14 protein-coding genes are annotated in these 15,379 nt (G+C 55.4%); 5 read left to right on the forward strand and 9 right to left on the reverse strand.

The genetic code is table 11. The features are described 5' to 3' along the window. Nucleotides 1–5: 5 nt before the first annotated feature. The 3 genes from FFI90_RS17960 (at nucleotide 6) to hslU (ending at nucleotide 2,735) form a co-directional block, all read left to right on the forward strand. Nucleotides 6–638, forward strand: coding sequence for an SPOR domain-containing protein (locus FFI90_RS17960; protein WP_144780098.1), 633 nt, complete (start codon nucleotides 6–8; stop codon nucleotides 636–638). Between the two features lie 208 nt (nucleotides 639–846). Next, on the forward strand, nucleotides 847–1,401 hold the full coding sequence (hslV, locus tag FFI90_RS17965) for an ATP-dependent protease subunit HslV (protein WP_144780100.1): 555 nt from the start codon (nucleotides 847–849) through the stop codon (nucleotides 1,399–1,401). A 2-nt stretch (nucleotides 1,402–1,403) separates the two neighbouring features. Further along, the gene (gene hslU, locus FFI90_RS17970) at nucleotides 1,404–2,735 is read left to right on the forward strand and encodes an ATP-dependent protease ATPase subunit HslU (protein ID WP_144780102.1); all 1,332 of its coding nucleotides are present in this window, start codon (nucleotides 1,404–1,406) and stop codon (nucleotides 2,733–2,735) included. A gap of 57 nt (nucleotides 2,736–2,792) precedes the next feature. Here the strand turns inward: hslU and FFI90_RS17975 are convergent, their stop codons facing one another. The 3 genes from FFI90_RS17975 to FFI90_RS17985 all read right to left on the reverse strand — a co-directional run bounded on the left by FFI90_RS17975 (nucleotide 2,793) and on the right by FFI90_RS17985 (nucleotide 6,995). Next, nucleotides 2,793–4,037: a patatin-like phospholipase family protein gene (locus tag FFI90_RS17975; RefSeq protein ID WP_144780104.1), complete on the reverse strand. Its 1,245-nt coding sequence runs from the start codon at nucleotides 4,035–4,037 to the stop codon at nucleotides 2,793–2,795. A 105-nt stretch (nucleotides 4,038–4,142) separates the two neighbouring features. Next, on the reverse strand, nucleotides 4,143–6,449 hold the full coding sequence (gene ptsP, locus FFI90_RS17980; protein ID WP_144780106.1) for a phosphoenolpyruvate--protein phosphotransferase: 2,307 nt from the start codon (nucleotides 6,447–6,449) through the stop codon (nucleotides 4,143–4,145). Between the two features lie 15 nt (nucleotides 6,450–6,464). After that, nucleotides 6,465–6,995: an RNA pyrophosphohydrolase gene (locus tag FFI90_RS17985; RefSeq protein ID WP_144780108.1), complete on the reverse strand. Its 531-nt coding sequence runs from the start codon at nucleotides 6,993–6,995 to the stop codon at nucleotides 6,465–6,467. A 172-nt stretch (nucleotides 6,996–7,167) separates the two neighbouring features. On the opposite strand from FFI90_RS17985, the gene FFI90_RS17990 reads away from it, so the two are divergent. Next, nucleotides 7,168–7,824 (forward strand): histidinol-phosphatase, encoded by a 657-nt coding sequence (locus FFI90_RS17990; protein ID WP_144780110.1) that lies wholly within the window; start codon nucleotides 7,168–7,170, stop codon nucleotides 7,822–7,824. Nucleotides 7,825–7,879: 55 nt separating this feature from the next. On the opposite strand, the gene FFI90_RS17995 is transcribed toward FFI90_RS17990, so the two are convergent. From FFI90_RS17995 to FFI90_RS18005, 3 genes are all read right to left on the reverse strand, one after another. After that, nucleotides 7,880–9,076: a class I SAM-dependent rRNA methyltransferase gene (locus FFI90_RS17995; protein ID WP_144780112.1), complete on the reverse strand. Its 1,197-nt coding sequence runs from the start codon at nucleotides 9,074–9,076 to the stop codon at nucleotides 7,880–7,882. 194 nt (nucleotides 9,077–9,270) lie between these two features. Next, nucleotides 9,271–9,663, reverse strand: coding sequence for a glycine cleavage system protein GcvH (gcvH, locus tag FFI90_RS18000; RefSeq protein ID WP_144780114.1), 393 nt, complete (start codon nucleotides 9,661–9,663; stop codon nucleotides 9,271–9,273). A gap of 43 nt (nucleotides 9,664–9,706) precedes the next feature. Next, nucleotides 9,707–10,597, reverse strand: coding sequence for a LysR family transcriptional regulator (locus FFI90_RS18005; protein WP_144780116.1), 891 nt, complete (start codon nucleotides 10,595–10,597; stop codon nucleotides 9,707–9,709). A gap of 121 nt (nucleotides 10,598–10,718) precedes the next feature. Here FFI90_RS18005 and metE point away from each other — a divergent pair, with 121 nt between their 5' ends. Continuing rightward, the gene (gene metE / locus FFI90_RS18010) at nucleotides 10,719–13,040 is read left to right on the forward strand and encodes a 5-methyltetrahydropteroyltriglutamate--homocysteine S-methyltransferase (RefSeq protein WP_144780119.1); all 2,322 of its coding nucleotides are present in this window, start codon (nucleotides 10,719–10,721) and stop codon (nucleotides 13,038–13,040) included. Here the strand turns inward: metE and cpdA are convergent. The 3 genes from cpdA to FFI90_RS18025 all read right to left on the reverse strand — a co-directional run bounded on the left by cpdA (nucleotide 13,034) and on the right by FFI90_RS18025 (nucleotide 15,146). Further along, nucleotides 13,034–13,840, reverse strand: coding sequence for a 3',5'-cyclic-AMP phosphodiesterase (gene cpdA / locus FFI90_RS18015; RefSeq protein WP_144780121.1), 807 nt, complete (start codon nucleotides 13,838–13,840; stop codon nucleotides 13,034–13,036). The two genes, metE and cpdA, sit on opposite strands and share 7 nt — an antisense overlap. 203 nt (nucleotides 13,841–14,043) lie before the next feature. Further along, entirely contained in the window at nucleotides 14,044–14,529 is a 486-nt protein-coding gene (locus tag FFI90_RS18020; RefSeq protein ID WP_144780123.1) for a DUF1249 domain-containing protein, read from the reverse strand. Continuing rightward, nucleotides 14,529–15,146 carry an NUDIX domain-containing protein gene (locus FFI90_RS18025; RefSeq protein ID WP_144780125.1) on the reverse strand — a complete coding sequence of 206 codons (618 nt, stop codon included), beginning with the start codon at nucleotides 15,144–15,146 and terminating at the stop codon, nucleotides 14,529–14,531. Before FFI90_RS18025 ends, FFI90_RS18020 begins: the two co-directional genes overlap by 1 nt. Between the last annotated feature and the right edge of the window lie 233 nt (nucleotides 15,147–15,379).

The raw sequence follows: 15,379 nt of genomic DNA on the forward strand, positions 1-15,379 counted from the left end.
CGAAAATGTCCCGAGATTACGCGCGCAAAAACCGGTCTGGCTCACCATCAGCCACCGCCAAGAGAAAACCGACCAAGCCTGTTCGCGCCCAGAACAAGCGCACCAAACCGGCAGCGCCGGCTCGATCCCAACGCGGAGGCTTGTCTTTGAAATGGATTCTGTCATTGGCGACTGTTGGCGGGTTTATCGGGTTCATTGTCTACCTGAACTCCGTGCCCACCAGCGGTGGGCCGCAACCGCGAACGACAACCGAAAAATCGGCGCCGCCTCCTGCCGCCACAACGACCAAACAGGTCGAGAAAAAGCCGGGCTTCCGGTTTTATGAGATGCTTCCGGAATCGGAGGTTATTCCCCCGAAGGTAGAAGAGTACACCCCCGGTCCGACCAAGCAGGATTTCGACTACCTGGTGCAGTCCGGCTCGTTCCGCAGCAAGGAAGACGCCGAGCGCCAGCGCGCGCAGATTGCCTTCCAGGGGCTGAGGGCTGGCGTGCAGCGCATAGAGCTTGATAGCGGCTCTGTGTGGTACCGCGTGAATGTTGGCCCGTTCGCATCCCGAAGTCAGATGAGTTCGGCGATCGACAAGCTGGTGTCTATTAACATTCAGCCGCTTATACGGAAGGTTCCCAAGCAGGGTTAAGTGTTCCCCGAGGACAATGGGAGGCTGTGGCGCAGGGCTTTCCAAAACCGTGCGGAGCCATGGATGGCGGAGCCGAGCGTACACGGACGTATTCACAGCGTGTTTTGGAAAGCCCTGCGCCACAGCCTCTTCCCCGAACTACTTGAATTCCTCTATCCTGCCTCCATAACTGGCCAATACCGATTTTTATCAGGCAATTGGAGCCCTAATGACTACCATACTTTCCGTCAGACGCGATGACGAAGTTGCCATGGGTGGCGACGGCCAGGTTTCTCTGGGGAATACCGTGATGAAAGGTAACGCCCGCAAGGTTCGCCGTCTTTATAATGGCCAGGTGATTGCGGGGTTTGCAGGAGGCACTGCGGATGCTTTTACTCTGTTTGAGCGATTTGAGGCCCAGCTTGAGAAACACAATGGGAACCTCACGAGAGCAGCCGTTGAACTTGCCAAAGACTGGCGTACAGACAGAGCTTTGCGACGACTGGAAGCGCTTCTGGCGGTGGCAGATAAAACGGCGTCTCTGATTATCACCGGGAATGGCGACGTGATCGAGCCCGAGCAGGGGTTGATCGCTATTGGTTCCGGCGGTCCGTTTGCGCAGGCGTCTGCCCGCGCACTGCTTGAAAATACCCAGCTTTCCGCCCACGAGATTGTGGAGAAGGGTCTGGATATAGCGGCGGATATCTGCATCTACACAAATCATAATCGCACGATCGAATTGCTTTCCAAAGAAGCGCCTTCCAAAACGACCGATCCGGAGTAATCATGCCTGCAATGACTCCCCGTGAGATTGTTCACGAGCTCAATAAACACATCGTGGGTCAGCAAGAGGCCAAGCGGGCCGTGGCGATTGCCCTCAGAAACCGCTGGCGCCGGATGCAACTGGACAGCACCCTCCGCGATGAGGTTACACCCAAGAACATTCTGATGATTGGCCCCACTGGCGTAGGTAAAACTGAAATTGCCCGTCGTCTGGCCAAGTTGGCCGATGCGCCCTTCCTGAAAGTGGAAGCCACCAAATTTACCGAGGTGGGCTATGTTGGGCGCGACGTGGAATCCATTATCCGTGATCTGGCCGACATGGCGGTTAAAATGCTGCGCGTTCAGGAAATGAAGCGCCACGAAGAAAGAGCCCTGGACGCTGCCGAAGACCGCATTCTGGACGCCCTGATTCCACCGCCCCGAAGCTTTGACGAAGACAGCCAGAAGACCTCAGAGGATTCGTCCACGCGCCAGCTTTTCCGGAAGAAACTGCGAGAAGGTGAGCTGGACGACAAGGAAATTGAAATTGATCTTCGCAGCTCGGCCGCCGGTGTTGAGATCATGGCACCGCCGGGTATGGAGGAGATGACCAACCAACTGCAGAGCATGTTTTCCAACATGGCTGCGGACAAATCCAAGCCCCGGAAAATGAAGGTGGCGGAAGCCCTCAAACGGGTGAAGGAAGAAGAAGCCGCCAAGTTGGTCAATGAAGAATCGATCAAACACAAAGCCATACTCGCAGTGGAACAGAATGGCATTGTGTTTCTTGATGAAATTGACAAGGTGGCCAAGCGCTCGGAAAACACTTCTTCAGATGTTTCCCGGGAAGGGGTTCAACGGGATCTTTTGCCGCTGATTGAGGGCAGCACTGTAAGCACCAAATACGGCTCGGTGCGCACGGATCACATTCTGTTCATTGCCTCGGGCGCGTTCCACCTGTCCAAACCATCAGATCTGATTCCGGAGCTTCAGGGCCGCCTGCCAATCCGGGTGGAGCTTCAGGCTCTCAGCCCCGACGATTTCAAGCGCATTCTCACAGAACCGGACGCATCGCTGGTTCAACAATACGAAGCGCTGATGGCCACCGAAGGCGTTAAGCTGACGTTCAGCGAAGATGCCATCGCCCGCATTGCCGAGATTGCCTGGAAGGTGAACGAGACCACCGAGAATATCGGTGCCAGACGCCTCCATACTGTGTTGGAGCGGTTGCTCGAGAGCTTGTCGTTCGATGCCGGAGATGGCGTAACGGAGATGTTTGAAGTGACTGCTGACTACGTGAATGAAAAGCTTGGAGAGCTGTCGGAAGATGAGGACCTGAGCCGCTATATACTCTGATCAGTGCGGATCGGAAACTGCCGGATCAGGGGTGTTGTATGCCCTTGGTCCGGTCAGTTATTCTGCTTTTGAAAACAACTGGGTGACATTTTCCAGTCCGGCCACCAGCTTGCCTTTCCCCGCCGCTTTTTTCTGCCTGCTCTTGGCCACATACAACGGCAGCATTTCGCCATAAAGGCTGGTACTTATTGTGCGCTGTTCATCTTCGAGCCTGTCCCGACGAAGCCTGATACCGTATTTCGCTAACTTTGGCTCCAGCTCGTCTGCCCGGTTCAGCAGATCCCGACGAGTCATTTGATAAGCGTGCTCGCAAACCATTCTGCGTGACTGGAAACTGAACACGTTTGAGAAAAACAGCTTGGCGTCGTCTCTGGTGGGTTCGAACAACAAAATATCTTTATCCGGATAATCCGTCGCGTAGTGCGCGATTCCTGATTTCATGCGGGAATACACCATGGTGCGGAACATCTGCGACAGCAGATTCGGCATGCCTGAACGGGTCAACTCCCCCGGCGCCATGGTTCCGGCCCTCACCGCAGCACTGGCGTCAATCGGCACCTGGGGATTTACCGCGAAAACCAGATCAGCACCGTCTTCAAACGCTACCGAAGCATGCAGGCCTTTGCGCAGGGTTCCGTCCACGTAATACCGACCATCTATGTCGACAGGCACATACAGGCCTGGCGACGCTGTACTCGCCTGAATGGCTCTGGAAATCGGCACATGGTCAAACCCGGGAGCACCAAAACACACAGCCTCTGTGCTTTCAACGTCGGCAGCAACAATGTAGAGACTGCGCTTCAGTTGCCGGAAATCGTTTGAGCGCCCCAGCATGGAAAACGCCCGCTTGAGGTACTCATGCAACCCCTCATTATCGAAAAGTCCGGCTGGAACCGCCTGCGCCATGAGCGTAAGGGCTTCGAGCAGACTCTGGTCGTAGGGATTATTGATAAAACGGCGCAAGGCGGTAGAAAATAGCCTTGGCATCGCCAGCATCCGACTCCCTATTTCCTTGAAAGCCGGGCGGAAGAACACGTCCGGGTGAAAAGGGTGAACTTCGGCTTCGTTCCGGACAAAGATCCGGCACAGCTGCGCTGTGGTCATCTGGTTAGCCAGGTTGGCCGCAACAAACGAACCGGCGTTAACGCCGACATAAACGTCGATGCTATTGAAGTCCAGCCCATCCAGCGCTTCATCGAGCGCCCGAAGTGCGCCGATTTCGTAAATACCACCCAACGGCCCCCCGCCACCGAGCGCGAGCCCAATGCGTGGAGAAGGTTTTAGATCGGTTGGCGCTTTCATAGCTGTTCCTTTTCCGGATAAAGAGCCAGAGCGGACTCTCGGCACTGTATATCTCACAGAGTAACAACCCGGTTTAGAGCTCGCACCCTAGTTCCAAGTGCGCTTTCAGGACGCTGCCTTCTCCGCCAAGGCCGCCGACGTAGACTTGCCAGGTCGGAGGTAGCGACCAAAGCCGGCATTGCGCAACGCAAGATCCACACAACTTTTGATAACGTGAGGAGAATCCAGCAACAGGACGTCTTTCAATAACGTCACCGCCCACTCCCGGCTGACACTGCGAATCACCGACTTTACTTTCGGCAAACTGGCCGCATTCATGGACAGGGAATCGTAGCCCATGGCCATCAGCAGCAGTGCGCCGCCGGGGTCCCCCGCCAGCTCGCCGCAGATGCCTACCGGCTTGCCGACGGCATGAGCATCCTGGGCAATTCGCACCAGAGCCTGAAGAACAGCTGGGTGATATGAGTGGTAGAGTTGGGCAACGCGAGGGTTGTTGCGGTCTACCGCCAGAAGATATTGAGTCAGATCGTTGGAGCCCACCGAGAGAAAATCGACGCGATCAGCCAGTTCTCGAATCTGGTATACCGCCGCCGGTATCTCTACCATTACGCCTACCTTGGGCATATGGATGTCAAAGCCTTCTTCCCGCACCTCGTGATAAACCCGGTAAATCAGGTGCAGAGATTCCTCAACTTCGGAAATGTTGCTGATCATCGGCAGCATGACCTGAAGGTTATTCAGGCCCTCGCTCGCCTTGAGCATGGCTCGCACCTGAACCAGGAAGATCTCGGGATGATCCAGCGTCACCCGGATGCCCCTCCAGCCCAGAAACGGGTTTTCTTCCTCGATCGGGAAATACGTCAGCGCCTTGTCTCCGCCGATATCCAGCGTACGCATGGTCACCGGGTTCGGCGCAAAGGCTTCCAGCTGCTCGCGGTAATACTGCCGCTGCTCCTGTTCTGACGGAAAGCGATCTTTGATCATGAATGGCACTTCGGTGCGATAAAGACCTATACCCTCTGCACCGTGAGACAGAGAGCGCACAACGTCGGTCATCAATCCGGTATTGACCAGCAGAGGTACCCGGTGGCCGTCCGTTGTGACGCAGGGCTTGTCCCGAAGCGCTTCGAGTCCGCGGTCAAGCTCGTCCTCTTCTTCGCAAATAGCCTGAAAAAACGCCCTGAGATCTGCAGAAGGGGAAGCGAAGATCTGCCCCTCAAAGCCATCAACGATCAGCTCTTTGCCATCAAGCTGGTTAACCGGAATATCCACCAGCCCCATAACGGTGGGCACACCCATTGCGCGGGCAAGAATGGCGACGTGGGAGTTACTGGAGCCCTTGACCGACACCAGGCCGACCAACTGCCCCCGGGGCACCTCTCCAAGCATGGCAGGTGTCAGCTCTTCACTGACCAGAACCGTGCGCTCTGGATAATTCAGATCTTTCTGCTCGCCTTCCTGCAAATAGGAAAGCAGGCGGCGGCCAAGATCGCGGATATCGACCGCTCTTTCCCGGAGATAATGGTCGTCCATCATTTCGAAATGACGAACGTAATGCTGAACTACCTGTTTGAGCGCACCCTGAGCCCAGATACCCTCACGGATTCGGTTATTAACTTCACCGGGCAAGGCTTCATCGCTCAGCATGCGAAGATACACATCAAACAGCGCCAATTCTTCCGGGCGAAGCGTTGAAGTCAGCCGCTTTGCAACCTGCTCGATGTCCGCGCAGACCGCTTGCACAGCCGACTGGAATAACTCCAGCTCGACGTCAATGTCCTCCGCCGGCCTGTCGGGAACCACATCCAGGTCGGCGGCCGGATAGACCACGACGCCATGACCTATGGCAACACCAGGTGCCCCCGGCACACCGTTGAAGCTGACATCTCGGGCTTCCTCACCGGTCAGAGAAAGGCCGCTGATGGCACCGGTCGCTTCACTGTGAGCAATAACACCCGCCAGCTGAGCGGAAACCGTAACCAGAAACGCCTCTTCGCCTTCGTCAAAACACCGGGAACTCTCCCGCTGCTGAACCACGAGAACGCCGAGCACCCGACGATGGTGGATAATGGGAACCCCGAGAAAGGAGCGGAAACGCTCTTCGCCGGTCTCGGGAAAATAACGATAGCGGGGGTGGGATGGCGCATCTTCGAGATTGATCGGCTCTTCCCGGGAACCCACAAGGCCGACAAGTCCCTCCGAATGCGCAAGGCTCACTTTGCCTACGGCTTTCAGATACAGGCCTTCGGTTGCCATCAGAATATAGCGGTTGGAAGCCGGGTCCAAAAGATAAACCGAGCAGACTTCGGTGCCCATGGCTTTCTGCACACGAGATACAATAATACCCAGCGCCTCAGGAAGGTCCCGGGCGCTGTTTACCTCTTGTACAAGACTTCGCAGAATACTCAGCATGGGGTTGTCAGTCCGTCATTTCGCCTGTTCCTTTAAACGCCGGTTATGCTCGCTCCGGTGCCACTGTTCCATGTCGTAGAACAGCCTTGGTGCAAGCTCTCTCAGCGCACGTCGATACACTTCACGCTTGAACGAAACCACCTGACCTAACGGGTACCAGTAGCTTACCCACTGCCAACCGTCGAATTCCGGTGAATCCGTACCGTCAACGCGTACTTGCGCATCGGGTGATAACATCCTCAGCAGGAACCATTTCTGTTTTTGCCCCACGCAGACGGGGTGCGAGTTGTGCCGTACCATCCTTCTGGGAAGGCGGTATCTCAGCCAGCCCCGGGTACAACTGATGATTTCAACATCATCGGCGCCCAAGCCAACTTCCTCTCCAAGCTCCCGGTACAGTGCATCTTCCGGCGATTCTTCATGATTAATACCGCCTTGGGGAAACTGCCAGGAGTCCTGCCCTATTCGTCTTGCCCAGAGAACTTCTCCCCGGTGGTTGGCCAGAATGATTCCGACGTTGGGTCTGAAACCGTCTGAATCGATCACGGTACAGTCCTCTTGATAGAGTCGGCAGGCCGGTGAGATATTTACCGGCCGGATTTTTTCCAAGTTGCGCTCATTCTTACAGAATCCCAAGACTTCGGCAAACGCAGCTGCACTCCGGCACCCATGGTAAGATACCGGCTTTCGCACGCCCTGTTCCCCTGGAGGTAATCGCTTGACGCTCGCAATTTTTGATTTGGACAACACCCTGCTCGCTGGTGACAGTGATCATGCCTGGGGTGAGTTTTTGGTAGAGGAAGGTATTGTTGATGCCGAGACCTATCGCAAAGCCAATGATCGTTTTTATCAGGAATACCTGAATGGCGAGCTGGACATACTGAACTACCTTGGGTTTGCGCTTCAGCCCCTCTCGATCCATAGCATGGATGAGCTTCTGAGATGGCGAAGCAAATTCATGGATAAGAAAGTGCGCCCCATGCTGCAGAAAAAGGCCAAAGAGCTTTTGAACAGCCACCGACAGCGCGGTCACACGCTGATGATTATTACGGCTACCAACCGATTCGTGACCGAGCCAATCGCCGAATTGCTGGAGATTGAGCACCTGATCGCCACTGAGCCCGAGATGATCAACGAGCACTATACGGGTAACGTTGCGGGCACTCCCAGCTTTCAGGAAGGTAAGGTCGCCCGACTGAACGACTGGCTGGAGGCTCACAATGAAAGTCTGGACGGCGCCTGGTTCTACAGCGATTCACACAATGACTTGCCGCTGCTAAAGAAAGTGGATAACCCGGTTGCAGTTGATCCTGATTCAAAGCTGGATGAGTTCGCCAGGAATAAGGGTTGGGATGTTATGACGCTTCGCAGCTGATGTTCGCCAAAAAGCGCTGAACTCGCCTTTTTAGAGAGCGGGTTCAGCTTTAGCGTCACATAAACCCGGTAAGGGATCGCACAAAGCAGGATTTGATGTAATCCGTCTCGGGAATTCCGGGAATAATAGGGTGATCCGGCGCCTGGTGCCCCTGCTCCAGCAGTTGCACGAAGCGATCAATCTTGCGCCCGCTGCCACGGATAATGTCAACCAGTTTCTCTTGGGACAGGTGCATGGAGCATGATGCTGAAACCAGCACCCCATCCCGCTCCAGCAACCGCAAACCTAACTGGTTCAGGCGCGCATAGGCCTGTTCGCCGGCTTTCTGGTCGCGACGGCGAGGAATAAAGGCCGGCGGATCCAGTACAACGATATCGTATTTCTCTTTCTCCTCCGCCAGCGCCTTCAGTGCGTCGAACGCATCGCCTTCAATGGTTTCCACATTATCCAGGCCGTTGAGTTTCGCATTGTGATGCACAGAATCAATGGCGCCTGAAGAGCTGTCCACACAAGTAACCTGGGTGGCGCCTGCACAGGCCGCCTGAATGCCCCAGCCACCCACGTAACTGAACACATCCAGCACCCGCTTACCCGGCGCGTAAGCCTGCAGACGCTGACGATTCATTCGGTGATCGTAAAACCAGCCGGTTTTCTGTCCGCCTTCAAGCGGCACTTCGAAGCGAACACCGTTTTCTTCAACCTCGAGCAGTGTCGCTTCCGGGCCATGCGCCTGCTCAATGTAGGTAGCCAGCCCCTCAACGCTGCGCATCTTGCCATCGTTCTTGAGGATGATGGCTTTCGGATGCACCAAGCGCTGAACCGCCCGGACAATCGACTCTTTCATCTGTTCCATACCAGCGGTGGAGATTTGCACCACTACGGTATCGCCAAAGCGGTCCACCACCAGCCCGGACAGCCCGTCGCTGTCGCCGAACACCCAGCGATAGAAGGGCTTGTCGAACAACCTGGCCCGCAACGTTAGCGCCGTTTCCATGCGCTGGGTCAGGCGATTCGGTGTCATGCCTTGTGCAGCATCACGACTGATCAGGCGGCCGCAGATGAGGGAGTGGGGGTTAACGAAAATCACACCGAGTGGTTTGTCGTTCGATGCCCGCAACTCAGCCTGAGTGCCGGCTTCGAACTGTGCCAGAGGCGACCGCTGGATATCGACTTCGTTGCTGTAAACCCAAAGATGGCCAGCACGGAGCCTGCGCTCGGCGCCTTTGCGTAGATATAAAACCGGGAAATTCATGGCAACCACCTAGGGGAAGAAAATCAGGGCGGGATTATACATTAACTGACAACCACTACACCCAAGCTTGGGCGAAGGGAACCATCGGGCAAGGCTGTCCAAAACACGCTGTGAATACGTCCATGTACGCTTGGCTCTGTCATCCATGGCTCCGCACAGTTTTGGACAGCCTTGCCCGACGGTTCCTGCCAGACTTACTCGACGGCCGCTAAATGCTCAGCGTAAGCATCCGAATCCATTAGCCCATCGAGCTCACCTTGGTCGGCGAGTTTGACTTTGAACATCCACCCTTCGCCATAGGGATCTTCGTTGACTTTCTCGGGCTCGTCTTCAAGGCTCTCGTTGACCTCAAGTACTTCACCCGTTACCGGGCTGAACACGTCGGATGCGGATTTCACGGATTCGGCAACGCCAGCTTCCTCGCCACCGGTTACCGTTTCACCCACCTCGGGGACGCCGATATAAACCACATCACCTAACTGCTCCTGAGCAAAGTCGGTAATACCAACTGTAGCCGTGCCATCGGCATCTACGCGCACCCACTGGTGAGTTTCGATGTATTTCAAATCGGGAGGTGTTTCGCTCATAACGGTAGTTCCTGGCAGATTTTTGCGCAGTGTAACCGAAACGTCAGCGCCAGCGAACCTCTCGCGCCAGCTTCATGAACGAATCCATGTACTGCACACCAACATCGCGCTCGCGGCGGCCCAGAAAGATCTGTTTGGCGATGCCATTTTTACCCAGTTTTACCGGAACAATAGCCAGCCGATCGCTGTACTCCGTTACCAACCAGCGGGGCAGCGCCGCCACCCCACGGCCTGCTGCGACCATTTGCAGCATGATATCCGTGGTCTCGATGGTTTTATGGCGGGCCGGGCGCATGTTTGCGGGAACCAGCAGGTAATTGAACACATCCAGCCGCTCGATCGCCACGGGATAGGTAATCAGGGTTTCCGGCTCAAGATCCGCTGCTTCGACCCAGGGCTTGCCTGCCAGGCTGTGATTGGCGGCAACTACCAGCACCTGTTCGTAATCAAACACAGGCTCAAACACCAAACCGGGCCTGTGCAATGGATCAGGGGTGACCAGCATGTCGATATCGTGGCCAAACAGGGCGCCAATGCCGCCGAACTGGAATTTCTGTTTTACGTCGACATCCACCGACGGCCACTGCTCAAGGTAGGGGCCAACAACTTTCAACAGCCACTGATAACACGGGTGGCATTCCATTCCGATGCGAAGAGTGCCCGCCTGCCCTCTGGCAAACTGGTCGATGAGCATTTCCGCATGTTCGAACTGTGGCAGCAGCCGATTAGCCAGAGCAAGCAAGTGGTTGCCGGCCTGCGTCAATCGCAGCTGGCGCCCTTCGCGCAGCCAAATTGGCGTTCCCAGCTGCTGTTCCAGTTTGCGGACAGAGTGACTTAGCGCGGACTGGGTGAGGTGGAGGCGACTCGCCGCTGCGGTCAGGGAACCTTCTGTTTCCACAGCCCGGAGCACTTCCAGGTGGTTACGCTCAATCATCGGGAAACCCATGAGTAAAATTAATGGAACCCTGAAATAATACCATTATTATTCATTAAATCTGAGCGCTAATCTGACAACTCCTATCAACGCCCAAAAAACACAGAATCAGGAGTTCCGGATGACCACCACTCATAGCCTTGGCTACCCTCGCATCGGCCCCCGCCGGGAACTTAAATTTGCTCTGGAAGCCCTCTGGCACGGCAAGTCAGGTGAACGAGCCCTGCAGGAAACGGCCGCTGAGTTGCGCGCGCAGAATTGGCAAGAGCAGACGGGTCTTTCTCTGGCACCTGTAGGCGATTTTTCTCTGTACGATCAGGTACTGGATATGAGCGTCACACTCGGCAATTTGCCAGAGCGCGCCAGTAGCCATGAGGGCACCACGCTGGATGCGTATTTTCGTGTAGCCCGGGGCCGCGCTCCCTGCGACAGCGCCTGCTGCAGTGTGCATGCGGGTGAAATGACCAAATGGTTCGACACCAATTACCACTACATAGTGCCGGAATTCAGTGCCGACACGAGTTTCAGCTTGAATGCTGAGCGCATTCTGGAGCAACTGGCCGAAGCTCACGCGCAAGGCGTAACTGCAAAACCAGTGATCATTGGCCCGGTTACTTATCTCAGGTTGGGCAAGACCAAGGATGAATCTGACCGCTTGAAGCTGCTGAAAAAATTGCTACCGGTATACAGCGAGTTGCTTGAAAAACTGGCAGCAGCAGGCGCCGAATGGGTGCAAATTGACGAGCCGGCGCTGGTGACAGAATTGGACGCCGACTGGCGACACGCATTCGTACTCGCCTACCACGAGTTGAAAACAGCTCCAGTGAAACTGCTGCTGACGACCTATTTCGGGGAACTGCGCGAAAACCTGCAACTTGCTTGCGAGCTACCGGTTGCCGGCATTCATCTGGATGCCATCAGCGCCCAAATCGAAGTTGCTCGACTGGCTGACTGGCTGCCGGCTCACAAAGTGCTGTCCCTCGGGGTTATCAACGGCCGCAATGTCTGGAAAACAGACCTGAACGCCACTCTGGATCTTCTGGAGCCACTAAGGGAAAAGCTGGGAGAACGTCTTTGGCTTGCAACCTCTTGCTCGCTTTTGCACGTGCCCGTTGATCTTGAGAACGAAACGACGTTGGATTCAGAAATCCGCAACTGGTTGGCCTTTGCACGCCAGAAGCTGCAGGAATTGGCCACTCTGGCGAAGGCGCTCGATGAAGGTCGGGACGCCGTAGCTAAGGATTTGGATGCCAACCGGAAAGCCATTGAAAACCGCCGACAGTCTTCACGAGCCCACAACCCGGCGGTTGCCAAGGCGCTGTTGGCTATTACACCAGAGCACGGCCATCGCAGGAGCCCGTTCAGCACCCGGGCCAAGCTGCAGCAAGAACGATTCCAGCTGCCAGCCTATCCAACGACGACCATTGGCTCCTTTCCTCAAACTCCGGAAATACGCAAGTTTCGTAAAGAGTTTAGCCAGGGAAACCTGAACCGTCAGAGCTACACAGCACGGATTCATGAAGAAATTGCTTACTGCATTGAGCAACAGGAAGCGCTTGGTCTGGATGTACTTGTGCACGGCGAGGCTGAGCGCAACGACATGGTGGAGTATTTCGGAGAGCAGCTGGAAGGCTATGTTTTCAGCCGCTTTGGCTGGGTGCAGTCCTACGGATCCCGGTGCGTGAAGCCACCCATTTTATTTGGCGATATCACCCGCCCCAACGCCATGACCGTAGGCTGGACCACATACGCCCAGTCCCTGACGGATAAACCTTTGAAAGGCATGCTCACCGGACCTGTAACGATTCTGAACTGGTCATTCGTGCGTGATGATCAACCACGCAAGGATACCTGCCTTCAGTTGGCTCTGGCCGTACGCGACGAAGTACAGGATCTGGAAAAGGCCGGCGTGGGTATTATCCAGATTGACGAGGCAGCCTTGCGCGAAGGCTTGCCCTTGCGCCAGTCAGACTGGAATACCTATCTGGAATGGGCTATCGAGGCCTTCCGCATCAGCGCCAACGGCGTGCACGATGACACCCAGATTCACACCCACATGTGTTATTCGGAGTTCAACGACATCATTGGCGCCATTGCCCGTATGGATGCGGACGTGATTACCATCGAAACGTCACGCTCTGCCATGGAGCTGCTCGATGCCTTCAAGGGTTTTGAGTATCCCAATGATATCGGCCCGGGCGTTTATGACATCCACTCGCCGAACATTCCGCAGGTGGAACAGGTGACAGACTTGATGAGAAAGGCGGCGGAAAGGGTTCCAGCAGAGCGCTTGTGGGTCAATCCGGATTGCGGTCTGAAGACCCGTCGCTGGGAAGAGGTGATCCCTGCCCTGGAAGCTATGGTAGCTGCGGCCCGCGAACTGCGGACGCAAAGCGCCGGGAATGAAATTGCGGAACGGGAACTTGCGAAAGCAGATCAGTAACCCGAGCTGTTCTTATCAAGCTCAAACTCGAAATCCATGGCCCGACCCACTTCCGTTGTGAAGTTGCCGGAGGCCTGGAGTTCAAACCAACGATACCCAGGTGCCAGATCTTCCACGGAGAACTTGCGCGAACCGGAGGTAAACTGAATGCAAGTGGAAGGCGTGGCCAGCAGCTGCACGCCGTTTCTCTTCTGCTCATGAGTCTGGTGAATGTGACCCCACAACACGACCTTTACTTGCGGGAAGCGGTCAATCACCTGCCAGAATTCTTCACGATTCCTGAGGCCAATTTCCCTCATCCAGTCAGCACCAATATCTACCGGGTGGTGATGCAGCGTAACAAGTGCCGGCAAATCCGGGTGCTGTGCCAAGGTTTCGGCCAGAAAGTCCAACTCGGATTGGGCAAGTTCCCCGTAAACTTTCCCTGGCACCGAAGAATCCAGAAGAATGAACTGCCAGCCGGCTTGAACAATGTGCCTCAGGTCTGCGCCATAGCGCGTTGCCACTTTCGTCAGCGACTCAGCGTGATCGTGATTTCCGGCAAGCCACGCGGACACACAATCAAACACGCCAAGGCGGTCGCCTAACACACGATAGGCTTCTTCCGAGCCATCCTGGGCAAGATCTCCTGTGGCCAGGATCAAATCAGGTTGCCCGCGGGATTCGAGCACCTCTGCTATAACGGCATCAAGGCTGTCACGGGTATTTACACCGAGCAGCGCACCATCAACGCTGGCCATCAGGTGCGGATCCGTTAGCTGCAATACCCGAAGTGGGCGGGTGGTTTCCTGTGACGTCATGATGCTCTTGGTCTGCTCGCTGTCATCGCTTGAGGAACGGATTCACAGGTCGCCGTTTCACGCTAGCCCCCATGATTTCAAAACAAGTGTACGTTGTCAGCTTCGGGATTTGTCGCTATTGATTGGAACCGGCGTCACATTCTGGATCAGCACGACCAATATATTGCAGTATTTAACAATACTACCCTCTTCAAGGCCAACTTTCAGTCCGCACTTTCATCAGCAGACCAGGCCGCATACTCGAGCGGCAAATGGCCGAACCTCAGACAGTACTCGAGCCAGTCAGCAAGAAATCCGTTGACCTGAACTTTTTCATCCGGATGGTGCATAAAGCGGTTGGGATAGTCATTGACGGGCGCAATCTGCGTGTCACGATAGCAACTGATGACCTCCGCCATGGCAGCGTCGTGGTATACCCGAACAGTCATCAGTGGATTATTGAGCCAACGCCCGCTGTTGTGAACTTGCTCAAGCAAGAGGGTTTCCGTATACCGGGCGGTTTGTAGCACCTGGATCCGAACGCGGCCCAGGTATTCATTTTCCCGATATAGTTCAATTTCACACACTGGCTGATTGTCTACCCTGAGCTGGCGCAGCCTGCGAAGGCGTTGGAAATTGCCCTCACACAGGGCTCCCAGCTGGCGCAGGTCAGGCACATATCGCTTGGGCTTCATGGTCCATTCACCCATTACTCCCACCCTGCCTGCAGTCGGACCCTGTTGAGCTGGAGCCACTGAATAGCGATGATTGCGGCAGCGTTATTAATACGACCGTCACGGATCATACTTATGGCTTCGTCTGCCGGCACCACATGGGCTCGTATGTCTTCGTGCTCGTCTTCGAGCCCATACAGGCCGCCTGCCGATTCGGTGCTGACTTTGCCACAGTATAGGTAAACCATTTCAGTGGTGCCGCCCGGCGAAACCAGGTAATCACAGATTTTCTCGAGCTTACTGAAACTGAGCCCGGCCTCTTCCTGGCCTTCCCTCTGGGCAACCTCTTCGCTGTTTTCGCCGTTTTCGTTCATTCCGGCAACCAGCTCCAGTAACCATGGCGATTGATCGCGACCGATTGCGCCCAAGCGAAATTGTTCAAGCAGAACGACTTCGTCGCGGTCAGGATCGTAGGGGAGCACGCAGGTGGCATCGCCGCGCAGAAAGAGCTCACGGGTAAACAGAGGCATACTCCGGCCATCGAAGCGCGGATGCGTCAGCCATAACTTATCCATACGGAAGAAGCCCTGAAAGACGGTTTCGCGTTTTTCGATTGTGACGTCACTGGCTTCGAACTGGAACGGCTTGGTCATAGTTTGCCCTGCAGTGAAATCGATTTTGAACGATAGACTCTGGCTTAGGGGTATTGCAAGCCTTCTTGATGCTAGCTTGGGTGCAAGGCAGGAATCGAGAGGGCTTACCAAAACACGCTCCTTGCGGCACATCCATGTGGCGCTTGGGCTCCGCCATCCATGACTCCGCACAGTTTTGGCAAACCCTCTCGATCCCTGCCCCAGACTTATGAGCTATGCGTTGACGAGCGCCA

This window comes from Marinobacter maritimus (assembly GCF_007671675.1).
GTDB lineage: Bacteria > Pseudomonadota > Gammaproteobacteria > Pseudomonadales > Oleiphilaceae > Marinobacter > Marinobacter maritimus.